Below are 21,410 nucleotides of genomic sequence, written 5' to 3'. Positions count from 1 at the left end.
ATGGAACTCAGCCGCGCGTGTCTGCCCCCTGCCGGCCTGCCCATAGAGCAGCGTGATCCGGCTCCAACCGTGCCCGCCCTGACGGGCCGCATCAAGCTTGCGATCATGGCTGGAGCGGCACTGCTGGCCGTGCTGGCATCCAGCGAAGCGCGCGCCGAATTCACGGTCTGCAACCAGACGCTCGACGTCGTCAATCTGGCGGTCGGCCAGAAGGTCGACAATGCGGACCAGACCGACGGCTGGTGGACCATCGGCGCAAATCAATGCGTGAATGTCATCCGCGAGGAACTGACGAACCGCTACATCTACATCTACGCAACGGACGTGTTTGGCCATGCGATCCTGACAGGGTCGACGGAAATGTGCATCGAGCGCCGGCGTTTCTCAATCCGCGGCATCGACGACTGTTGGCAGCGTGGCCATATCGCGGCGCAATTTCTCGAGGTCGATACGCTGGAACAGGTGCGATGGACCTTCTTCCTGACCGGAAGCAGTCCGTGACGCACAGTATCGACACCAGCTTCAAGCAGAAGAAGCAGGCGCGCGCCGCGCTGCGCAGGCGCACGCTTTGGCGCAGGCTCATTGCCGGTTTCGCCGTCATGGTCCTGCTGTCCATCGCCGCCGGTTTCTACTTCACCGCGGACTATTGGTCGTTCGGCGACGAAGACGAGGAATTGCACGCGGTCGAAGGTGCGGACGATGTGCCGGCCGATGCCTCCGTCTACGTGCCTGCCATCATCGACTTGGCGGGAGATCCGATGTGGATCACCCTTGCGCCCGATGCCGACACGGCAAGCAAGGGCCATACGGTGGCGCGCCCGGCCGAACTCGACAGTTCCGGCGCCTCACCGCAAATCGAGATCCTCTCCGACGTGATGCTTAGCGCCAGCGAAAAGTTCATGACGACGATCCCGTCGACGCAGGAGGACTTCGCGTTCTTCCAGGCGCAGCGGCGGACTGCTCCGGCATCTCCGGCTGCCGCACCCACTGAGCAGGCCGCTCCACCTGCCCCCGCGGCGGCCCCGGACGACCAGCAGGGCGACCTGAATAATGACCTTCAGGCGGCACCCGACGCGAGCGGGCCCCCAGCCAGTTCGGTGCCCAAGCAGGATGCCGACGACCCGGAGGCCGGCTGGGGAGAGACCGTCAATCAGGGCGAGGCAGCGCTGCCCGCCTTCACGAAGACCCAGATCGAGAACAATACGACCGTCGCAACCGTGACCAGCGAGTACCAGCGCTTCGAGGCGACCGAAGACACGTTCGTAAAGATCCTCAACGACCGCAGCCTGGACAGCGTTGCGCTCGATGCACATTTCTCCGCCGACGACGCCAAGCTGGCGGGCGAAGCGCTGAAGGCGCTCTTCAACCGGGACGGGCTGGAACCGGGTTATGTCGTCGCCATGCGCGGTTTCCGGCCGAACCGCGGGACGACCACGATGTCGCTCATGCAGGTTTCGATCTACGCCAAGAATGTCTTTGTCGGCACGCTGACACGCAACGCCGCGGGCGCCTTCGTGTCGGGTGTCGACCCCTGGGTGCGCGAGGACCTGTTCAACTATTCCGGTACCGATCAAGGCGGGCCCAAGCGGCAATACCGCCTGCTCGACGCGATCTATTCGACGGCCGCGCGCAACAAGGTTCCGACCGGCGTCATCGGCGAAGCGATCATGTACCTGTCACGAGGACAGGACCTCGACGCCTTCGCCAGCGAGGACCAGCGGCTGGTGCTGATCTATTCGCAGACGCCGCGCGGCAAGGACGAGACGTCCGGGCGGGTGCTGTATGTCGGCGTCCAGGGCGGTGAGAAGACCATCGACTGCTTCGTCTTCCAGCAGAGCGACGGCCAGTTCGCCTGCGTCACGGGCAATGACGAGGTGCGCTCGCTGACTGTTGCCAACGGCATGGTCACGCCGGTGAACGGGGTCATGACCTCGACCTTCGGCCCGCGCAAACACCCGATCCTCGGCGTCGTTCGCATCCACAAGGGTGTCGATTGGGCAGCCCCTGTCGGCACGCCGGTCGAGGCGGCCTTCGACGGCGAGATCAGTTTCCAGGGCGATGGCGGCAGCTATGGCAATCTGGTGAAGATCTCGCATGCGAACGGGCGCGAGACGCGCTACGCGCATATGCAAAAATTCGCCATTGCGAGCGGCGCCGGCACCAAGGTGAAGGCCGGCGACGTCATTGGCTATATCGGCACCACCGGGCTTTCGACCGGCCCGCACCTGCATTTCGAGCTCTACCAGAATGGCGAGGCGATCGATCCGCTGGGGACCGCCACCACGGTCGCCACCTATGATGCCGGCAATTCTGGTGACGTCGCCGTTGAAACGTTGACCGAGCGGATCGTTCATGTCGAAAGCGGCGGCAGCGCCCGTGCCAAGAACCCGAACTCCTCGGCGACCGGCGCCGGCCAGTTCATAACCAAGACCTGGATCCGGATGATGAATACCTATCGTCCGGAACTCGCGCGCACGCTGTCGACCGCCGACCTGCTCGCTCTGCGCTACGACGCCACGATCTCGCGTGAGATGGTGCGCAATCTGGCGCGCGAAGGCGAGGCCTATCTGCGGGCACGCGGTCACCAGATCACCGCCGGCCGACTCTATCTCTGTCATTTCCTGGGAATGGAAGGCGCGCATCAGGTGCTGTCGGCGCCAGCTTCGGCGCAACTGAGCGCCGTGCTGGGATCGGCCGTCATCCAGGCCAACCCGTTTCTCACCGGCAAGACAGCCAGCTATGTGGTGGACTGGGCCGAAAGGAAAATGGGCCAAAAGCTGAGCCGTGTCGCCACCGACGCCAACCCGCAGACAACGACAACGGAAATCCGACAGACATCGCCGGAGTTCGAAAAATACAAGCAGGCTGTCACCGCCCTCATAAGTTCGATTGAGAATACGCTTTGAGGCCGCCCGTCATGGCATTGCGGTCCAGATCACAAACGCCCAGCAGGTCGTTGAGAAGTGGCGCAACCGCGGCTGTGCGCCGGGATGATCCTCCGCCACCCCGGCGCAACAACGACTTACTGCCAAAGGCACTGACCTTCGGCGCCGGTGTGACCGTGGGTGGCGCGCTCAACCGATGACCGGTGCGCGCTACTGCGTCTTTATCCGCATTTCCACGCGGCGGTTGACCGGATCGTACGGGTTGGGGCTGCGTGGGTTCTTTTCGCCCATGCCGATCGCGTCGATGCGGGCCGCCTCAATACCCTTGGCCGTCAGGAAGGCTGCCACCGATTGCGCTCGTCGTTGCGACAAGCCTTCGTTGTAATGCACCGTGCCGGTGGCGTCGGTGTAGCCTTCGACGACGAAGCTGAAAGTGCTAAGCCTGCTGTCCTTGAGTGCTTTGGCGAACTCGTCGAGTTCAGCGCGCGCGGTGGTGTCGAGCGCGGCCGAATCCAATCCGAAATTGATCAGCATATCGAGGCTGGATTTTTCGGCCGGCCCTTCCTTTGCCTTGCTCTTGCTTTTGCACTCCTCCTCGGTGCCGACACAAATTCCGCGCGACTTGCCAAGATCGGCCGCGCCGGCAAAAAACTTCACGATGTCTTCTGATTTCTGAACGGGGTCGGCGGAAGCGTGGGTCGAGAAAAACACGACCGCCAACACAAAGGCTGTACTGCCCCACTGCATAGCGGTTACTCCTGTTTGAGCATCCGATTTCGACGACCGTGATGATATCAAATTGCAAGGCGATTGTCTGTCGATAAACGCTGGAGCACTATAGTGCCGACGGGTCCCGCGGCGTCACAGGTTCAGACTTGACCCGCGCCGCGCCTGAGGCTTGAGTGGCCAAGGCTTCTCGATGAAAGCGTGGCAGTCATGGCCAATGGGCTCCGATTCAAGACGGCACGGGATCTTTTCATGGCTTGTCCCGCCATTGCCAGGGACATGGGAACCCTTCCAACCGAACAGAACTCGATCGCGTTTTGCCGCGACCTCCTTGCCGGGCGCGTTCCCGAGGAAGCGATTACCTTTTGTGCCTACCTGCTTCCCGAGCGGGCCGCGGTCTGGTGGGCGCATGAATGCCTGAGCCACCTGACCGAGCTGTTCGATGGGACCGATCAAGAGCTGCTTGCGCATGTTCGCGACTGGGTGGGTGAACCGGACAATCCCCGTTACCGGGCAGCTGTCGGCACAGCTGCGGCGGCACCACCGACAACGCCGGTCGGCTGGATTGCTCTGGCCGCCGGATGGCGTGACAACGGCTCGGCCATGGCCACGACCGAGGTAGCGGCCTTGCAACCGTTTCCTGCCGCCCATGCAGTCAATGCCGGAATACTGGCCGGACTGGCCCGTGTCGCCCTCACGGACCGGTTTGCCGTTCTTTCGGCATTTGTCGACATGGGCATCCAGATGGCCGAGATCGAGGCGTTGCGCCAATCGGCGGATGCCTATTAGGGCCGCCATCCCGACGGAATCGGCTGGAGCCGCCACCTTCCTGCCTATTTGCAGCCGCCCTGCGCCCATTTGGCAAGCGCCACCTTGAAGCGTGTGCCCAGCGGATGTTGCAGGCGCAGCACCGAGACATCGTTGGCGGCAAAATTCTTCGCCTGATCACACAGCCGGGCCTCGTTCCATTCGTGGCAGCCGTCGCAGTGCTTGCCCTCCCAGACCGACTTGTCCAACCCCTCCACGGGGCTGAACAGCGGCTTGCCCTTGATCAGTTCGGCGATGCTCTTGCCGTCGATCGCCGCATCGCCGAAGTCGATCGGATGGTCGAAAAGGATCGGGGCATCCGACGCCAGTTTGGGGATTTTCTGACGCAGCAAATCGAGCGCAAGCTGGTCATCGCCCTGGCTCGCCGCCGCGCCGGTGTTGCGCGCTTCGGAGCCGCTTTCCGCCTGAGGCGCGCTCGCCTCGCCAACGATCAATGGCGCATTGAGATCGACCTTGTGCAGGACAACCTCCGTGGTCAGCGAAACGTTGATCCAGGGGCGCTGCTTGCCGGCGGTTGCCTTGAAGACGTCGCTGGTGACCCTGTTCATGGCCTCGGTGATGGAGACGTTGGATTCGCCGATGTGCTGAAGCAACGCCGCGGTGAAGGGCGAGTGCTCGCCCGACCCGTCATAGGCGAGTTGATTGGGGCTGGCGGCGAAAGCGACGAGCGTGCCGGCGCCTCCATTCTCGATCGGAATCTCGGCCAGGCCGCTGCTCGCGCCGTTGACGCCCGCGGTCTTGGCCAGCGCCTCGGCGAGAGGATTGTCGCGGCAGGCGTCGAGAAACACCAGCCTGATGCTGGTCTCCCGCGACATCTGTCGCAAAACGAAATCAGCCGACACAGCCTCGAAGTCGAGAGAGGTCTCGTCCTCCAGCGCGGCGTCGACCGGAAGCAGGTAGTTCTTGCCGGAAACCTGCAAGCCGTGGCCGGCGTAGAAAAAGAGCGCGATGTCGGCACCACGCACCTGTTTTGCGAACTGGGCAATCGTCGCCTGCGTCTGCAATTTGGTCTCATCGAAGCCGGAAACCACCTCGAAGTCGAGCTTCTTCAAGCGTTCGGCCATGGCCTGGGCGTCGCGCACCGGATTGGCGAGCGCCGCCGCGTGCTGGTACTGGGCGTTGCCCAGGACAAGCGCCACGCGGCGCTCGGCGCTGGCGCCCGTCAAAGTCAACAGCAAGGCGAGCACCGCAAGACAGGCGGCGCGAAAGAAGCCACCGCAAAGGGCCATCGGATCGGACTTCACCGCAACCTCAAAGCTTGGTAGCGGAAAACTCGATCCGCCGATTGAGCGCCTTGTTCTTGGGGGTATCGTTGGCGGCAACCGGCCGCTCCTCGCCATAGCCCGCGGAACTGACCTGGTTGCGTGGGATGCCGGCGGCAACCAACGCATCCGCAACCGCTTGGGCCCGGCGCTCCGACAACAGCTTGTTCGCCTCCGGCGATCCGTCTGAATCGGTATAACCGGAGACCTCGACCTTCAGGCTCGGGCATTTTCCGACGACGCCTTCAACCTCGGTCAGCAAGGGGCGGCTTTTCGCATCGAGCCGCGCACTGGCGGGCCGGAAATAGATGGCGCCGGTGCGCGAGAGCACGGCGAACCTGTTCAGGCATTCCTCGTCGCTGAAGTTCGCCTTGGCGGCATCCGTTGCAACCGGACCCACATCGGCCGAACTCGCCGCGGCGACCTGGGTGGCGGCCGGCTTGCTGCCATCCGCGGTAAAGACGAAATCGAACGATACCGACGCGGTGGGCACGATGTTGGTGACGTTGGCGGCCTGCTGCAGCTTGTCGATGTTCGGCAACAGGCCGAAATCCTCGACATGGACCGCGACCGGAGCTTCCGACGCAACCGACACCATGGTGTCGCTGATCATGGTGACGACGACGCTGGCCTCGAGGTCCTTGTCGACGCCGTGCATATTGAGGCGGAATGGTAGCGTTGCCTTCACCCTGCGCTTCGTCGCGAGGTCGGCGAATGCGGCAGGATCCACCTTCGCCGTAAGCTCGGCGGTCGGGTACTTGAATGTCTCGAAGAACAGGAAGCGCATGCGAACGTTGCGCAGATCGACACCGGTATCGACCGAATTGAGATCGAACGTGACCTTGGCATCACCCGCCGAGCTAAGCGAGCCGGTGATGTTCCTGATCTTGTTGGTCTCGACGATCGTGTTCTTCTTGACCGACTGGTAGGTGATCACCGAAGCGGTGGGATCGAGCGTCCAGTTCGGCGCGGCTCCCGCTTGCGATCCGAACAGCAGCAGCCCGGAGAAAGCGACGATCAGGCCAAGAGCCCTTATGGTGAGGTTGCCAAACCCCGTTTTCCACCGGAATGCGACGACTTCGAACATGGAACGCCCCTGCCCAGGACAACCGTATCGACACGACACCAAGCGGGAGCATAGAGCACTTGCGACTGGTTGGCGAGCAGTTGCTGAAGTCCGAAGAATGCCGAAGCTTTGCGCTCCTGTCTCTCTGCTTGGCCACATCACAAACTCCAACCCGGCAAGCTCATCACCAGCTGTGGCCTCCGGCTGAGCCACCGCCGCTACCGCCGCTGCCGCTGCCGCCAAGAGCCGGAATGACAGGTGGCTTTTCAGGTTCAGAGGCTTCCTCTGCCGGTGCTACCACTTTCTTGGCGTTCACCTTGTTGACGATCCCCTTCTTGCGCTTGGCTACTTTTGTCGGAGGCGTCGTCCGAACGACCTTCCGATGCTTTGTTGGCTCTGGCGTTGGCTCAATTTTGGGTGGGAGCGAGTTGCAGCCCACGAGCCCGGTCAGTATGCTGGTCAGAACCAATCCGATAAATGCCTGCTTCGCTGCCCTGCCCACCATTGCCTCCTCGCTGATTAGAACAAATCCCGACGCGGATTGGCTTGCTCCCAGACCGTCCTAGCCACCTTGACGAGTTGGTCGTCCAGCGAGCCGTTCACCGCGATCTTCGACTTGAGTTCGCCGCGCAATTGCTTGAGCGCCAACGTTTTTGCTTTCGTGCCGAATTTTGCCAGGCTGGTAGGGGCGCCCGGGAGTTCCTTGCGAAGATCAAGTGCGACCGCGAAGGCCAGATAACGCACCGCTATCGCCTGGTCGGCCTTGTCGCCCTTCTGCATTTCGAGCGCGGCGCGATCATATGCGCCGGATTGATCGCCGCGAGCGGTGGCCAGCTCGAACAGTCTTTGCGCTTCATCGAGGTTTTGTCCCACGCCAACACCATCGCGATACATGCGGGCGAGGCTAGCCGGAGCGTAAGGTTGGCCGAGATCCATGGCCCTCTGGAAAAGCCCTTGCGCCTGCCTGGGATCCTTGTCGACGCCCACGCCGGCCAAGTAGTTACGGCCGAGCAGGTTCATCGAATACATGTCCTGTCGCTCCACACCAGCCTTCAGAAAGGCCACGGCACGGGCCGGATCGGCGGGCACGCCATTGAGACCCTCAGTGAAAATCGCGGCCAACTCGTTCATGGCATAGGTGTGCCCAAGCGCAGCCGCTTTAAGCAGCAGGTCGAGACCCTTGCCGGTATCAGGCTTGACCTCATAGCCATTGAACAAGGCGCGCCCCCAGGCCATCATCCCGTAGGGATCGCCCTTGTCGGATGCCGCCGCGTAGAAGGTATTGGCCTGCTTGCGGTCGATGGGCATTCCCGTTCCCGTCGCGTTGAGGTAGCCGAGCTCGAACACGGCGCGAACGTGGCCTTTGTCGGCTGCCACCTGGATCGCTTTCTTGGCGTCCTCGACCTTGCCGGCCGCAAGCAGTGCCCGGCCCAGTTCGTAACGGAAGCGGGCGACATCGGGATAGGCCTTCACCGCCGCCTCGCAGGCCTTGACCGCCTCGGCGCCGATTTCGTTCGGCAGCAGGCCGGGAACCACGCCTTGCAGATCGAGAGGCTCGCCGGCGGCCTGGTCGCATGGATCGACGCTTGGCGACAGTTTCATCGTGGCAGGCTTTGAGGAGCTGCTGTCGGCCCGGATCTCGAAGCCGACCTCGATAGGACCGGCGGCACCGATCTGGGGCTCGTAGCGCAGCTGGTCGACCTCATCCGCCATCAGGCTCGACTCTGGCGACAGGGCACGATCCGGCAGGGACAGGGTTCCCGTTGCCGGATAGCTCGCGAGTTTCAGGCTGACCGCGGGATCCCGAGTCGGGAAGTCCAGCTTCAGCGGAACCGGGCCGACACCGACCGGAACGCTGATCTCACGGTCTTCGATCGCCTCGGCGGCGCCGGTGATGTGGATGCCCCGCTCCAGCACCTCCTGCTTCTGCTCCGTCTCGAGCGAGGCCACAATCTGTTCGCCTTCAGCGCCCTGACCGTCCTTGACGCGGAACACCATGATGCCCTGGGCCTGGCCGCCCCAATTGTCATGCGTGGCGTAGGCCAGCATGTCGACCTCTTCGGGCGCACCGACGCCCTTGGGTACATCCATCTTCAGGCGCGGCAGGTCCTTGCCCTCGATCTGTTCGCCGACCGCGACCGCCTTGCCGTCCAGCAGCAGGCGCCCAAGCGCGGGTGGCCTTTCGATGCTGACGGTGATCGATCCGCCATCGACATCGACCGGTTCCGGCAGGTCCAGGGCAACAGGTCCGATACCCGAGGGCACGACTTTTTCAAGGACCGGCGGCAGCGAAGGCCGGCTGGCGCGGCGCATCAGGACAACCTCGTCGATGAGCGACGAATTTTCCCAGGGAACCTGCTTGCCGTCGGTGGCTTCGACCACATCGCGGCGCACCGCGGCCATGACCGTGCGTATCTCCTGGTTCGGCGCCAGCGCGCGACGCGAGAATGCGGATGAAAACGGGCTGAGGTCTCCCGCTCCATCATAAGCGACCGCTCCCGGCTCGGTGGCAAAGGCAATCAGCGTGTTGAGCGAGCTTTTGACCTGCGCAAGACCGGTGTTGCCCGCAGTGATCAGCTGGTCCCTCAACCAATAATCCTTGCGCGGAAACGGGTTGTTGCGACAGGCATCGAGGATGATCACCTGGATCTTCGATTTCGCGCGCAATTGCTGCAGGACATCGTTCAGCTTGACCGCCTGGACCTCTATGTCGGCCGCATTCTTCAGCGAAGCATCGACGGGGATCAGGAAATTCTCGCCGCCGATCTGAAAGCCATGGCCGGAATAGTAGACGACGGACAGATCGGCCCCATCCGCCGCCGCGAGGTAGTTGCGGAACTGCTCCTCGAACTGCAACTTTGTGAGATCCTTGGCGACGAACACTTCGAAGCCGGCCAGCCGAAACGTCTTGGATACGTCCTCGGCATCCTTGTCGGGATTCTTGAGAGCAGGGATTTCCCGGTACTGGGAATTGCCGATCACCAGGGCGACCCTTCGATCGGCCGACGCATCGAAACTCGTAAGGGCCGCGACAAGGAAGATCGCGATCAATCCGCAAAGCCGGAGCATGGCAACTGCCTCAACCGCCGCGACCTGACGACCACAAGCTCCCAAGATTGTGGCATCAAGATCTGTTGAAGAACTCACAATCGGCCGCGACAGGAACGGAAACAAGACCGAAACCCATCGCGGAAGCTGGCACCTTCCTCATTCGAATGTGTAAACTACCTCACAGCCGAACCGTCCGCAATGAGTGTCGAACCGTCCGGCCAGCTGTTCGGCTCCGGGGCACACCTTTTTTTGAAACAGAAGGATACGGCTGGTAATCGTGTAGCAGCCACCTGCTACCAACGAAGTGAATTTCGGCGCTACCTATTGTGAATGGCGCATCTGGCGATGGCAGTGTAGGGTTCGCCGCACATAAGAATGACCGTACCTGCGGCACCGCCAAGCTGACGAATCTGGGAGGATTCATGGTCGAGATCATCTCCAAGCGGGACGGCCCGCGTCGTGAGGATGTTCAGGTCAAGCGGCTGATCGAGCAGAACCGCTCGACGATCGTTCGACTTGCCGACCAGATCAGCGGCGGCGGCTATTCGGCTTCCAGGAAGCCACGCCAGCAACCCAAGGCCGAGGGCCTGATCATCCACGTTGGCGGCAGCGCGGCCACCGTGACCGAGGCCAAGCCGTCCATCCGCGTCACCATGAATGGCCGTGTGATCTCCAAGGATCAGAATACCGGCCGCCAGCTTCATCATATCGGCGATATCCGCAATCGTGATGGAGAGCAGATCTTCGTTCTGGGAACAAAGCAGAACGGCTTTTTCTCGCCGGTCGACGAAGCCATCGGTGAGGCGCTCACCGAGTTGGACGGGTCCCGGCTGACCGCGACTTACACCGAGGAGCAGCTTGCAGCCGACATCGGCGCGAAACTCGGCATCGACTGACGGCAGGCTGTTGGGCGTCGCTGAGCATGCCCAGTCCGCGACAGCATACAGAAATGGCATACCTCAAAAGGTACTGTGATGACTGAATGAGACACGCGAGCGGCCCCGATCAGATGAAGACAAAGGCTATTCCGTCGCGTGCGTCGATGGCCACCGGACAGTTGGTTCTGGACAACATCGACTATGACGAGCGCGCCACCATGCGCGCTTGGGAAAGTTTTCTGGCTGACGCGCCGAAGTGCGCCCGCGATCCGGTCCATGTCCGCTCGCTGATCCACGATTCCTGGTACCGCAGCGCCACCGGCGGCATCAACGCTCAAGGCATCGAGGCGCCGCTCAACAGCGACCGTGACGAGATCGAATATCTGACCCGCGCCAACGCCGAGCTGCTTTCGGCGGCGCGGCGATCGTTTGCGTCCCTTGGTCCGTTGCTGGAGGGGACGGGAGCCATGCTGGTGCTCGCCGACAGCGACGGCGTGCTCATCGACGCGATCGGTGACAAGAAGACCCTGCATAACGGCCAGGACATTCATCTGGGCATCGGTGGCAAATGGAACGAGGATGCCGTTGGAACCAACGGCATCGGCACCGCGCTGTGGACTGGAGAGCCGATTTTCGTCCATGCCGCCGAACATTTCTGCGCTGGCATCAAGTCCTGGACCTGCGCCGGCGCGCCGATCCGCGATCCCCTGGACGGCAAGATCATCGGCGTTGTCGACCTGTCGGGCTATTCGCCGATCTTCCGGCCGCACAACACCGCGCTGGTCGCGGCCACCGCCAGACAGATCGAAAAGGCCCTGGCCGAACAACAGCAGGAACAGCGCACGCGCCTGCTCGAAGCCTTCATTTCCTCGGCACCCAGCTACCGCCGCAAAGATGGGTTGGTGATCGTCGATCATCGCGGCCGCGCGATCTTCTGCAACAACGTGCCTAATGGCGACACAACAGAGATGATGGACGGCCCGATGGAACCGGGGCGTGGCCGATGGCTGATGAACCTGCCGGCCTCCGGCTCCGACACCGATCTCGCCAACGCGCTGCCGGCGCATCTGCGATCCTGCCATGTCACGCCGCTGAAGCTTGACGGCGATCTTCGCGGCGCGGCTCTGGTGTTTCCATCGGTGCCGGCCGTCTCGACCATGACGGTGATCCGCCGAGAGGAAAACAAGCACCTGCGGACAGCCGCGGCGATGATCGTCGGCGAAAGCGAAAAATTGCTGGCTGCCGTCGATGTCGCCTCCCGGGTGGCCGGCTCGAACGGTGTCACCTCGTTGCTGATAGAAGGCGAAACGGGCGTCGGAAAAGAACTGTTTGCCCGGCTTGTCCATGCCGGCAGCCGACGCACCGAAAACGATCCTTTCATTGCCATGAACTGTGGCGCGATCACCAAGGAACTGTTCGGCAGCGAATTGTTCGGCCACGTCGGCGGCGCCTTCACCGGAGCTTCGCGCGAAGGCAAGCCGGGCATCTTCGAACTCGCCAATGGCGGCGTGCTCAGCCTTGACGAAATCGGTGAGTTGCCGCTCGAAATCCAGCCCTTCCTGTTGCGTGTCCTGGAGGAGCGTGTCGTCCACCGCATCGGCGATTCAAGAGGCCGGCCGGTGGATGTGCGGCTGGTCGCCTCGACCAACCGCGACCTCAAGCAGGAAGTGGCGGCCGGGCGCTTCCGCAGCGATCTCTATTACCGCATCGGGGCTGTCTCGATCCATGTCCCGGCGTTGCGTGAACGCGGCGACGACGTGCTGCTGCTGGTCGAGCATTTCAACCGGAAGATCGCGAAGCTGGCCGGCAACGACCCGCTGGAGTTTTCAAACGACGCCCTCGACGCGCTGCTGGCCTATCGCTGGCCGGGAAATGTGCGCGAATTGAAGAACCTGGTCGAGCGCCTGCATATACTGGCGCGCGGCGGCACGATCGACCTCCAGGACCTTCCCGGGGAAATCAGCGCGGGCAATCGCGACACCATGGCCATGCACGGCGACCATCCCGCGACCATGCTCGAAGCGCCCGTATGCACCTTCGAGGATGCCGAACGCCAGGCGATCAAGAATGCGCTTGTCGCGGAGAGCGGCAATCTCAGCAAGGTCGCGCTGAGGCTCGGCATTTCGCGGCCGACGCTCTATCGCAAGCTCGGCCAGTACGGCATCCGGCGCGGGTTCCTCTGACACGCAGCAAAAAAGAACCCCACGGCATTCGCGCCATGGGGTTGGGGGAATTGCGGCCGATGGATCGGACTGGCGACCGGCCTACGCCTGCATTCCGGCCGGGCGTCAGGGAACGATGACGCCACGCCCGGTGAACCGCCGGTTCTTGAAATCGTCGAGTGCGGTGTTGATGCTGGCGAGATTGTATTCGGTGTAGTGCATCTTGACCTTGCCGTCGGCGTTGAGTTCCATCAGTTCGACAAGCTCGGTGAAATTGCCGACCAGGCTGCCGCCGATGTTGATCTCCTCGATGACGAGATGCGCGGTCGGCACATTGATGTTGCCGCCATAGCCGACGACGAACAATTGCCCGCCCTTGCGCACCATCTTCCAGCAGATGTTCTCGACGCCGAGTTCGCCGACGAAGTCGATGACCACATGCGCGCCGCCGCCGGTGATCTGGCTGACCTCCTCGACGACGTTCGGCCCGCCATCAAGGATGAAGTCGGCACCCAGATCCTTGGCCAGCACCCGCGCAGCCGGTTCGCGATCGACGGCGATGATGCGGCAACCAGAGATCGCGTGCAGCGATTGCAACGCGATGTGGCCGAGCCCGCCTATGCCGAGCAGTACGCAATAACTCCCCGGCCGCAGCAGCTTGGCGGCGCGTTTGGCGGCGCGGTAGGCGGTGATGCCGGCATCGGCCAGCGGCGCCACCTCGATCGGCGTGATGTTGGCGTTGAGCTTGATCAGCGAGCGTTCGCTGGTGATGAAGTATTCTGCGAAGCCGCCATTCATGCCAAGGCCGGGGAACTGGCCGTTGTCGCAATACATGTCCTCGCCATGGCGGCAGTTGAGGCAGATGCCGCATGAGCGGAAGGGATGGCAGATCACCGCGTCGCCGCGCTTGACCGATTTGACGCCGCTGCCGACCTCTTCGACCCAGCCGGCATTTTCGTGACCCATGATGTAGGGCAAAAGCGTGCCCTCGGGATCCATGGTCGGCTTCCAAACGCCCTCGATGATGTGCAGGTCAGTGCGACAGAGGCCGGCAGCGCCGACCCGTACGATCACCTCGTCGGGTGCGGTGATTGTCGGCGCCTTGACCTCCTCGATCTTGAGCTGGACGTTCATCTTCGGGTCGTATTCGTAGAGTCTGGCAGCTTTCATGGTCGTATCCTTCAACGTCGGGATTGTCTGGATTGCTTCAGGCGCGGCCGAGTTTTTCCGAGCCGCCGCCGCGCGCCGGACCAGCCGTCGGATCCTCATCCTCGGCGAGGTCGCCAATCAGCGTTTCGGTGGTCAGGATCAGCGTCGCCACCGACGCCGCGTTGGCGAGCGCGGTGTAGGTGACACGAACCGGATCGATGATCCCTGCCTCGAACATGTTCTGGTAGGCGCCGGTCGATGCGTTGTAGCCATAGCCGCCGTTGATGCGGGTGACCTCGACCACCACGGCTTCGGGGTCGGCGCCGGCATTTGCGGCGATGCGCCAGAGCGGTCGCGTCAGGACCGAGCGCACTAGGCGCACGCCCTCGGCGACGTCGCCGTCGACCCCGGCCGCCACCTTGTCGAGCAACGGGGCGATCTGTGCGAGTGCCGAGCCGCCGCCGGCGACCACGCCCTCTTCGGATGCGGCGCGCACCGCGTTCAAGGAATCCTCGATCAGCTGGATGGTCCGCTTCTGCTCGACCGGCGTGACGCCGCCGGCATAGAGGATCGCGGTGCCACCCGAGAGCTTGGCCAGGCGTTCGCGCAGCTTGTCCTGGTCGATGTTCGGCTGCGAGGCCTCATACTGCCGCTGAACCTGGGCGCGGCGCGAGGCGATCGCCGCATGGTCGCCGCCGCCGCGAATGATCGAGGTGTAGGACGAACTGGTCTTCACCCGGTCGGCGGTGCCGAGATCCTCGGCGGTGACATCCTCGAGCCGGCCGCCAAGATCGCGCGCGATCACCTTGCCGCCGGTGATGATGGCCAGATCCTCCATCATCGCCTTGCGCCAATGGCCGTATTCCGGCGGATGAACGACGAGGTATCGTCCCGGCCCCTGCTTGCCGAGCAGCGTCACCACCACTTCCGGCGACATCTCCTCGGATACGATCAGCAACGGCCGGCCATTCTCGTCGGCAATGCGGCGAACCGCATCGAGCTGTCCCGGCTCCTTGATCTTGAGGTCGGTCATCAGGATGTAGGGCCGTTCGAGAACCGCCTCCATCTTCTCCTGGTCGGTCACCATGTGATGCGAGAGATAGCCGCGTTCGAAGGACATGCCCTCGACGACGTCGAGCGTGGTCTCGGTGGTGACGCTGAAATCGGTGGTGATGACCCCTTCGGCACCCACGCGCTGATGCGCCTCCGCCACCAGGGCGCCAAGCTTTGCGTTGGTCGCCGCGATGTTGGCGACCGACGCCAGGATGCCATTGCCCTTGGCGGGTTTGGCGGAAGTCTTGAGCGCGGCCACGACCGCCGCCACGGCAAGGTCGATGCCCTTGCACAGATCGACGGATTTCACCCCGCGCTCGTTCGCTTCGACACCGCCCTGGATCAGCGCGTTGGCGAGCACGATGGCCGTCGTGGTGCCATCGCCGGCGACCTCGTTGGTCTGCATCGATACTTCGCGGACGACTTGCGCGCCCATGTTTTCGAAGCGGTCGTGCAGCTCGATCTCGGAGGCGATGCTGACACCGTCGCGGGTCACCATCGGCGTACCGATCGGCCGGTCGATCATGGCGTTCATGCCTTTAGGGCCGAGCGTCGGCTCGACGGCGGCGGCGAGCCGGAAGACGCCACGGGCGAGAGCGCGGCGAGCTTCGGATTTATGAAGCATTATCTTGGGCATGGTTCCTCCTTCCGCCTTACGGGCGGGTTGTTGGTTAGGGGCCTCGTGCAAGGGAGGCCGTTGCTGTCGGTTCTGCTTCAGGCGGTTGGTGCGACTCGCACCGGCACGCGGTCCATGATGAAATCGACCAACGTCGGTTCGCCGTCGACCACATCCAGTTCCTTGTATCTGGTCTGCTTGAGTCCCCGGCACAGCGCGCCGTTGAATTCCATGTTGATGCGCACGCCGCGCAATTCGGCGAGGTAGGCGCTGAGTGCGGCAGGCGGTACGGGTTGCCCTTCCCAGGTCACGAAGACGGGTTCGTCCGCCCTGCGGCCCGGAAAACGCTCGAGCAGGGCCGCCCGGTATCTCGGCTTCTGTTTGGCTGCCTCGCCCGGCTCGAAACGCGCGACGTCATATGCCGGCAGGTCCATGCCGAGGATTTCGCGATCGGTGAGACCGTGCGCCTTGAGGCCGCGCAAAAGTGCCTCCTGTCGCCGCTTGAAGGCCTTCATCGCGAAGGTTTCGCGCAAGGCGCCGAGATCCTGATCCTCGGCAAGCACGGCGAAGATGTCGCCGAACGCCTTGCCGGCCTCCATGCCGCGATTGACCTCTTCGGCAAACATGTGATCGTGCAGCTTGACGCGATAGGCCGGTGACCAGGAGAGCTGGTCGAGCGCCTTGCGCACGCCATCCAGCATCAGGAACGCGAAGTTGGGCGAGCACCAGTAGGTCGGCAGCCGGAAATCTATCTCCACGCTGCCATCGCCTTTCACCTCGCCCCGCTCGACGAAACCCATCTCGGTGACGGGCTCATCGAGTTCAGGGTCATTGACCTCACCAAGGCGCCGCCAGAGTTCCTTCTGGCGATCGCCGGAAACGGTGGCGGTTGCCATGGCCCCTACTCCGCCGCGATGCTGAAGGGCGCGTTGGCGAGCGCCTTCTTCTTGGCTTCGATATCGATGTTGTAGAGGCGCGCCGCATTGAGGCCGAGGATCTTCTCCTTGATCTCGTCGGTCAGTTGCACACCCCGCTCGGCGGCGATGTCCTGCGGGATCTGGTAGGCCCAGAATTTCTCGACCAGCCAGCGCGGCGTCCAGATCGCGTAGTCTGAACCGAACAGGATCTTCTCCGGCCCAAGCCAGAACAGAAGCTCGGCGATGACCTCGCCGAAATAGCGCGGGCGAGCGTGGATAAAGGGCAGTGCCACCGCCAAGCCGCCATAGACGTTGGTTTCCTGCGTCGCGATCCAGCAGAAATCGTCGAGGCGCGGCAGGCCGCAGTGCTCGATGATCCAGTTGAGGCCCTGGAAATCCGTCGCCGCGTGGTCGACGTCATGCACGTCGAACGCATCCTTCGAGAGCGGCAGGATCGTCGGGCCCTTGTGGACGTGAATGTTCCTGATGCCGAGCTTGTCGCAGAGCTCGAAGCATTTGTAGGCATCGGGATCGGTGAGTTTCCAGCCCTTGGAGGCGCCGTTCCACTCGGCCGTGTACATCTTCACGCCCTTGACGTTGTAGGTCTCCTTGAGGAAGTGGATGTATTCCAGCGCCTTCTCGCCATCGCGCGGATCGAAGGCGCCGTTCACGATGAAACGCTCGGGATAGCGCTTGGCCACCTCGGCATTGCGCTCGATCGTGTTGAAGCCGTTCTTGTAGAAGTCCTTGAGATAGGTCGACTGGACGATCGCCACATCGTCGGGACCGTCAATGAACAGGTCGCGATAGAGGTCGTCGGCGCTGTACTTCTCGAACTTGCTCTTCTCCCACAGCTGTTCCTTGGGGCTCAGGCCCGTGTGGTAGGCATAGAAGCACTCGATGAACTGCTTGCCGTGGATGTTCTTCTGGTTTTCCGGGCTGCCGTCCCAGAAATGGGTGTGGCCGTCGACTATGAAGATGTCCTTGCCTTCCGGTGTTCTGTACATGTTTTCCTCCACGCGAATGGGTTGCTTTGAATGGCTGCGGATCAGATTGTGATTGCGACCTTGAGGACGCCGTCGCGCTGGTTTGCGAACAGCTCATAAGCGTCCTCGATCTGGTCGAGTTTGAAGCGGTGCGTGACCAGGCCGCCGAGATCGACCCGGCCTGCCGAGATCACTCCCAGCATTCTGCGCATCCGCTCCTTGCCTCCGGGGCAAAGGGACGTCCGGATGGATTTGTCGCCCAGGCCCGCGGCAAATGCATCGAGCGGAATCTTGAGATCGGAGGAGTAGACGCCGAGGCTGGACAGCACGCCGCCCGGACGCAAGACACGCAGGGCGGACTCGAACGTTGCCTGTGTGCCCAATGCTTCGATCGCGACATCGACGCCGCGCCCGTCCGTCAACCTCATAATGGCGTCGACGGGGTTCTCCTTCTTGAAGTCGACGACGATATCAGCGCCCATCCGGCGGGCCATTTCCAGGCGAGCCGGCACAGTGTCGACGGCGATGATCGTGGTTGCGCCCATGAGCTTTGCGCCAGCGGTCGCGCAGAGACCGATCGGTCCCTGGGCAAATACCGCGACGGTGTCGCCAATCCGGATGCCCCCGGTTTCGGCACCGGCGAAGCCGGTCGACATGATATCCGGGCACATCAGCACCTGCTCGTCGGTGACACCGTCGTCAACCGGCGCCAGATTGGCCATTGCGTCCGGCACGCGGACATATTCGGCCTGGCAGCCGTCAATGGTATTGCCGAACTTCCAGCCGCCGATCGCCTGCCAGCCGTGCTTGGTGCCGGCACCATCCTGAGAACCACAACCGCACAGGCAGGCATGGCTCCAGCCGGAAGGGGTGATCGCGCCGGCGATGACACGCTGACCCTCCTTGAAGCCGCTGACGCCTGATCCGAGCTTCTCGATGATGCCAACGGGCTCGTGGCCAATTGTCAGACCTTTGGCGACCGGATATTCGCCTTTGAGGATATGGACATCGGTTCCGCAAATGGTCGTGGTGGTTACGCGAATAAGCGCGTCCTGAGGGCCGATATCGGGAATTGGCTTGTCCTCAAGGACAATGCGCCCTTTCTCGACAAACACCGCGGCTTTCATTTTCGAAGACATTCGTATTTCCTCTGTGGTCCGGCAACTCTCAATCACCTTGCGTAGGCCAGTGCCGGAAAAGCATCCGCTTTTCCGGCACTGGCCTTGGCGGCTATTCGATGTATTCGAACATCTCGTCCATGTTGCCGAACAGGATCACGGTGTTGTCGTCGACACGAACCATGCGGCCGTAATGGGTGGAGGTGTTGACCTCGAAGGTCTCGGCCGACATCTCGCGGCCGAGATATTCGCCGATCGCGTCCATCTTGAAGATCAGCTTGCCGTCGCCGTCGATGCGGATCAGTGCCGGCTGATAGGTGATGGTCACCCCAGGCTTCTGGCCCATGAATTCGGCGATGGCACGTGCCTCGACCGAGTCGTTCATGGTGACGCCGCACTGATGCGAAATCGTCTGCTCGAAGGTGATGTCCTTCATCGCCTTGAAGATGTTGGAATGCGTTGCGTCGCGTGCAGATAGTGACATGACGATTTTCTCCTGTTTCAGCGCTTGAGGCCGAGTTCGCCGAGGATCTGGCCAATCCGTTCCTCGGATTTGGCACGGACATCGACGAATGCGACGGGCTTGGAATGCGGCATCGACCAGATCGGCTGCAGGCCGGTGGCTGCCTTGTCGGCGAGTGCGCCGTGCTTCTTGACCCAGCCCTGGAAGAGCTTCTTGTTCGCCGCGCCGTATTTCTCGTCGTTGGCGAGCATGTGGATCAGGTCGATCGTGTTGGCGAGGTTGCGCTCGTAGTCCGCCTCGGCCGCCGAGATCACCGCTGGCGTGATGAAGTCGTGGTTGGCGGCGGCGATCTGCATCAGGAAACCGGAGCGGAACGCCTCGCCGACCAGCGGCTCGAAGACGATATTGATGGCGAAATACTGCTCGAGATAATCGGTCGCGCCCATGATGGTCTCGACCGCTTCGCGTGTGCCCTGCCAGTTCTTGTCCTCGAGCCAGGCCTTCTTGCCGAGTTCGTCGTCCCAGCCCGGCAGGTCCATGCCGATCTCGGCAAGGTAGAGCGTGATGTCCTGGGCAAGCCGCAGCTTGTAGGACGAGTTGGTCAGCGTCGCGTTGTTGATCATCTGGGTGTAGCCGTAACGCTGCGCCTGCATCAGCGAGGTGCCGAGCCCGAATTCGGCATGTTTCCATGCGCCGAGCTGCGTCTGCAGGATCTTGACCCAGGCCTTGTCGAAGGTCTTCGGCGCACCAGACTTGCGGGCATTGTTGATGACGCTCTGCACCATCGTCTCGATCTTCGACTGGCGCTGATAGTGCGTGCGCTCCCACTCCTGGTCGGGGGCGCGGAAGGCATGCCAGTTGGAGCTCTGGGCGGCGGTGTTCTGCTTGACATAGGCGCCCTTGCCGTCGGCGAAGGAGATGATCCAGTCCTGGATCAGGTAGCGTTCCGGATCGGGCTGAACGTCGACCGTCATGTCCTCGTAGTGTGTGGCACGCTGGCCTTTCGGCTCGAAGTACCGGTATTTCCGGCTGTCGGAGTCGGCGAAGATCGCGGCACCAGCGGCTCCGGAACCGACTGAACTCGAGGTTGCAGGCATAGTCTCTCTCCCTTGTTGCAGTTGTGGTTGGCTTGGCACGTCCGCCCTCAATGGGCCGGCGTTGCGCCTGCCGATGTGGTGAACTTGTCGAAGAAGATCCGCTCGGTCTCGAAGCCGTTCATGAACAGCACCGGCTGCAGCGCATCGATCATCGGCGGCGGGCCACAGGCATGGACATCGCCCTGCCCGTCGACCGCCAGTTGCTTGAGCTTGGCATCGACACTCTGGTGCACAAAGCCACGCTCGCCTTGCCATTCGGCGTCGTCATTGGCGTGCGACAGCACGGGAATGAAGGTGACGTCGGAATGATTGCCGACCAGCTCGGCGATCCTGTCGAGATAGAACAGGTCGTTGCGGGTGCGGGCGCCGTAGAAGAAATAGACCGGACGTTTCTCGCCGCTCTTCAGGTGGTCGTTGAGGATCGACCAGATCGGCGACATGCCCGATCCGGCCCCGACCAGGATCAGCGGTCCTTGCCGTTCGTCGCGGCGGAAGCAGGTTCCGTAGGGTCCGACGACGGTGACTTCGGCTCCGGCCCTGATGCCTCCGGAATCGAGTTCTCCCGAGAACTTTCCTTCGGGGTATTTTTTGATGATGAAGGAGAGTTTTTGGGTTTGGTCCGGCGTATTTGCCATGGAGAACGAGCGCGTAATCGTCTCCCCTTTTTGCGTGGTAACCGTGATGTCGACATATTGTCCCGCCCAAAACTTCATCGGCGAGCCGAGTTCGATCTCGATGCCGCGAATGTCGTGGGTCAGCTGCTCGATGCGAGCAATCCGGCCCTTGTACGTTTTCACGGCGATCGCCTTCGCCAGAATCTCCTCGTCGTAGTTGAGAAGCTCGACTTCCAGGTCGGAGTAGGCGATGCAACGGCACAACAGGACGTGCCCGCTTTCCTTCTCCATGTCGTTCAGGGCGAAGGTCGAGTATTTCAGCATGTCGACTTCGCCTTCGAGCAGCACGCTCTTGCAGGCCGAGCACTGCCCTTCCTTGCAGCCGTGCGGCAGCGCGATGCCCTGACGAAACGCGGCGTTGAGCACCGTTTCGCCATTCTCGACATCGAACTCGACACCGACTGGGCTGAGCCTGACCGTGTGGGTTTCCGACATACGGACCTCCAGTGAAAGCAAGGGGCGGGACGAACCCGCCCCCT

The 21,410-nt window shown here is 62.4% G+C and carries 18 protein-coding genes; 5 read left to right on the top strand and 13 right to left on the bottom strand.

Going from position 1 to position 21,410, the window contains the following annotated elements:
- Entirely contained in the window at window positions 1-501 is a 501-nt protein-coding gene (locus tag FJ977_RS26900) for a DUF1036 domain-containing protein (protein WP_246683346.1), read from the top strand.
- Window positions 498-2,906: a M23 family metallopeptidase gene (locus tag FJ977_RS26895; protein WP_140775172.1), complete on the top strand. Its 2,409-nt coding sequence runs from the start codon at window positions 498-500 to the stop codon at window positions 2,904-2,906. The genes FJ977_RS26900 and FJ977_RS26895 overlap by 4 nt, the downstream gene beginning before the upstream one ends.
- Before the next feature lie 189 nt (window positions 2,907-3,095).
- Here the strand turns inward: FJ977_RS26895 and FJ977_RS26890 are convergent, their stop codons facing one another.
- Window positions 3,096-3,632 carry an OmpA family protein gene (locus tag FJ977_RS26890; protein ID WP_140775171.1) on the bottom strand — a complete coding sequence of 179 codons (537 nt, stop codon included), beginning with the start codon at window positions 3,630-3,632 and terminating at the stop codon, window positions 3,096-3,098.
- 189 nt (window positions 3,633-3,821) lie between these two features.
- Between FJ977_RS26890 and FJ977_RS26885 the strand changes: the two genes are divergently transcribed.
- The gene (locus FJ977_RS26885) at window positions 3,822-4,400 is read left to right on the top strand and encodes a hypothetical protein (RefSeq protein ID WP_181180083.1); all 579 of its coding nucleotides are present in this window, start codon (window positions 3,822-3,824) and stop codon (window positions 4,398-4,400) included.
- 44 nt (window positions 4,401-4,444) lie between these two features.
- On the opposite strand, the gene FJ977_RS26880 is transcribed toward FJ977_RS26885, so the two are convergent.
- The 4 genes from FJ977_RS26880 to FJ977_RS26865 all read right to left on the bottom strand — a co-directional run bounded on the left by FJ977_RS26880 (window position 4,445) and on the right by FJ977_RS26865 (window position 9,836).
- The gene (locus FJ977_RS26880; protein WP_246683345.1) at window positions 4,445-5,683 is read right to left on the bottom strand and encodes a caspase domain-containing protein; all 1,239 of its coding nucleotides are present in this window, start codon (window positions 5,681-5,683) and stop codon (window positions 4,445-4,447) included.
- A gap of 7 nt (window positions 5,684-5,690) precedes the next feature.
- Complete coding sequence (locus FJ977_RS26875; protein ID WP_140775169.1) at window positions 5,691-6,788, bottom strand: OmpA family protein; 1,098 nt, start codon at window positions 6,786-6,788, stop codon at window positions 5,691-5,693.
- A 163-nt stretch (window positions 6,789-6,951) separates the two neighbouring features.
- Complete coding sequence (locus FJ977_RS26870) at window positions 6,952-7,272, bottom strand: hypothetical protein (protein WP_140775168.1); 321 nt, start codon at window positions 7,270-7,272, stop codon at window positions 6,952-6,954.
- A 14-nt stretch (window positions 7,273-7,286) separates the two neighbouring features.
- A complete protein-coding gene (locus FJ977_RS26865) occupies window positions 7,287-9,836 on the bottom strand; it encodes a caspase family protein (RefSeq protein WP_140775167.1) in 2,550 nt (849 codons plus the stop codon).
- A 404-nt stretch (window positions 9,837-10,240) separates the two neighbouring features.
- Here FJ977_RS26865 and FJ977_RS26860 point away from each other — a divergent pair, with 404 nt between their 5' ends.
- On the top strand, window positions 10,241-10,714 hold the full coding sequence (locus tag FJ977_RS26860) for a hypothetical protein (RefSeq protein WP_140775166.1): 474 nt from the start codon (window positions 10,241-10,243) through the stop codon (window positions 10,712-10,714).
- An 86-nt stretch (window positions 10,715-10,800) separates the two neighbouring features.
- Window positions 10,801-12,879 (top strand): sigma-54-dependent Fis family transcriptional regulator, encoded by a 2,079-nt coding sequence (locus FJ977_RS26855; RefSeq protein ID WP_140775165.1) that lies wholly within the window; start codon window positions 10,801-10,803, stop codon window positions 12,877-12,879.
- A 105-nt stretch (window positions 12,880-12,984) separates the two neighbouring features.
- Here FJ977_RS26855 and FJ977_RS26850 read toward each other — a convergent pair whose 3' ends face one another.
- From FJ977_RS26850 to FJ977_RS26815, 8 genes are all read right to left on the bottom strand, one after another.
- Entirely contained in the window at window positions 12,985-14,028 is a 1,044-nt protein-coding gene (locus FJ977_RS26850) for an NAD(P)-dependent alcohol dehydrogenase (RefSeq protein ID WP_027045789.1), read from the bottom strand.
- A 37-nt stretch (window positions 14,029-14,065) separates the two neighbouring features.
- Window positions 14,066-15,697 (bottom strand): molecular chaperone GroEL, encoded by a 1,632-nt coding sequence (locus FJ977_RS26845; protein WP_140775164.1) that lies wholly within the window; start codon window positions 15,695-15,697, stop codon window positions 14,066-14,068.
- Window positions 15,698-15,774: 77 nt separating this feature from the next.
- Window positions 15,775-16,572: an iron-sulfur cluster assembly protein gene (locus FJ977_RS26840; protein ID WP_140775163.1), complete on the bottom strand. Its 798-nt coding sequence runs from the start codon at window positions 16,570-16,572 to the stop codon at window positions 15,775-15,777.
- Between the two features lie 5 nt (window positions 16,573-16,577).
- On the bottom strand, window positions 16,578-17,600 hold the full coding sequence (locus FJ977_RS26835) for an amidohydrolase family protein (protein ID WP_140775162.1): 1,023 nt from the start codon (window positions 17,598-17,600) through the stop codon (window positions 16,578-16,580).
- Between the two features lie 41 nt (window positions 17,601-17,641).
- Complete coding sequence (locus FJ977_RS26830) at window positions 17,642-18,718, bottom strand: NAD(P)-dependent alcohol dehydrogenase (protein ID WP_140775161.1); 1,077 nt, start codon at window positions 18,716-18,718, stop codon at window positions 17,642-17,644.
- A gap of 91 nt (window positions 18,719-18,809) precedes the next feature.
- A complete protein-coding gene (locus FJ977_RS26825; protein ID WP_056565037.1) occupies window positions 18,810-19,181 on the bottom strand; it encodes an MmoB/DmpM family protein in 372 nt (123 codons plus the stop codon).
- Between the two features lie 17 nt (window positions 19,182-19,198).
- Window positions 19,199-20,257: an aromatic/alkene monooxygenase hydroxylase subunit beta gene (locus FJ977_RS26820; protein ID WP_140775160.1), complete on the bottom strand. Its 1,059-nt coding sequence runs from the start codon at window positions 20,255-20,257 to the stop codon at window positions 19,199-19,201.
- 47 nt (window positions 20,258-20,304) lie between these two features.
- Window positions 20,305-21,366 (bottom strand): 2Fe-2S iron-sulfur cluster binding domain-containing protein, encoded by a 1,062-nt coding sequence (locus FJ977_RS26815; protein ID WP_140775159.1) that lies wholly within the window; start codon window positions 21,364-21,366, stop codon window positions 20,305-20,307.
- Between the last annotated feature and the right edge of the window lie 44 nt (window positions 21,367-21,410).

It is taken from the genome of Mesorhizobium sp. B2-1-3A, assembly GCF_006442655.1.
Classification (GTDB): domain Bacteria; phylum Pseudomonadota; class Alphaproteobacteria; order Rhizobiales; family Rhizobiaceae; genus Mesorhizobium.
The sequence above is the reverse complement of the archived record's forward strand: the minus strand, read 5'-3'. Positions and strand labels throughout refer to the sequence as shown.

Coding starts and splice junctions, on each gene's coding strand:
- FJ977_RS26835 (WP_140775162.1), bottom strand. CDS start 17,600: ATGTACAGAACACCGGAAGGCAAGGACATCTTCATAGTCGACGGCCAC.
- FJ977_RS26825 (WP_056565037.1), bottom strand. CDS start 19,181: ATGTCACTATCTGCACGCGACGCAACGCATTCCAACATCTTCAAGGCG.
- FJ977_RS26875 (WP_140775169.1), bottom strand. CDS start 6,788: ATGTTCGAAGTCGTCGCATTCCGGTGGAAAACGGGGTTTGGCAACCTC.
- FJ977_RS26820 (WP_140775160.1), bottom strand. CDS start 20,257: ATGCCTGCAACCTCGAGTTCAGTCGGTTCCGGAGCCGCTGGTGCCGCG.
- FJ977_RS26830 (WP_140775161.1), bottom strand. CDS start 18,718: ATGTCTTCGAAAATGAAAGCCGCGGTGTTTGTCGAGAAAGGGCGCATT.
- FJ977_RS26900 (WP_246683346.1), top strand. CDS start 1: ATGGAACTCAGCCGCGCGTGTCTGCCCCCTGCCGGCCTGCCCATAGAG.
- FJ977_RS26850 (WP_027045789.1), bottom strand. CDS start 14,028: ATGAAAGCTGCCAGACTCTACGAATACGACCCGAAGATGAACGTCCAG.
- FJ977_RS26860 (WP_140775166.1), top strand. CDS start 10,241: ATGGTCGAGATCATCTCCAAGCGGGACGGCCCGCGTCGTGAGGATGTT.
- FJ977_RS26845 (WP_140775164.1), bottom strand. CDS start 15,697: ATGCCCAAGATAATGCTTCATAAATCCGAAGCTCGCCGCGCTCTCGCC.
- FJ977_RS26890 (WP_140775171.1), bottom strand. CDS start 3,632: ATGCAGTGGGGCAGTACAGCCTTTGTGTTGGCGGTCGTGTTTTTCTCG.
- FJ977_RS26855 (WP_140775165.1), top strand. CDS start 10,801: ATGAGACACGCGAGCGGCCCCGATCAGATGAAGACAAAGGCTATTCCG.
- FJ977_RS26840 (WP_140775163.1), bottom strand. CDS start 16,572: ATGGCAACCGCCACCGTTTCCGGCGATCGCCAGAAGGAACTCTGGCGG.
- FJ977_RS26885 (WP_181180083.1), top strand. CDS start 3,822: ATGGCCAATGGGCTCCGATTCAAGACGGCACGGGATCTTTTCATGGCT.
- FJ977_RS26865 (WP_140775167.1), bottom strand. CDS start 9,836: ATGCTCCGGCTTTGCGGATTGATCGCGATCTTCCTTGTCGCGGCCCTT.
- FJ977_RS26815 (WP_140775159.1), bottom strand. CDS start 21,366: ATGTCGGAAACCCACACGGTCAGGCTCAGCCCAGTCGGTGTCGAGTTC.
- FJ977_RS26870 (WP_140775168.1), bottom strand. CDS start 7,272: ATGGTGGGCAGGGCAGCGAAGCAGGCATTTATCGGATTGGTTCTGACC.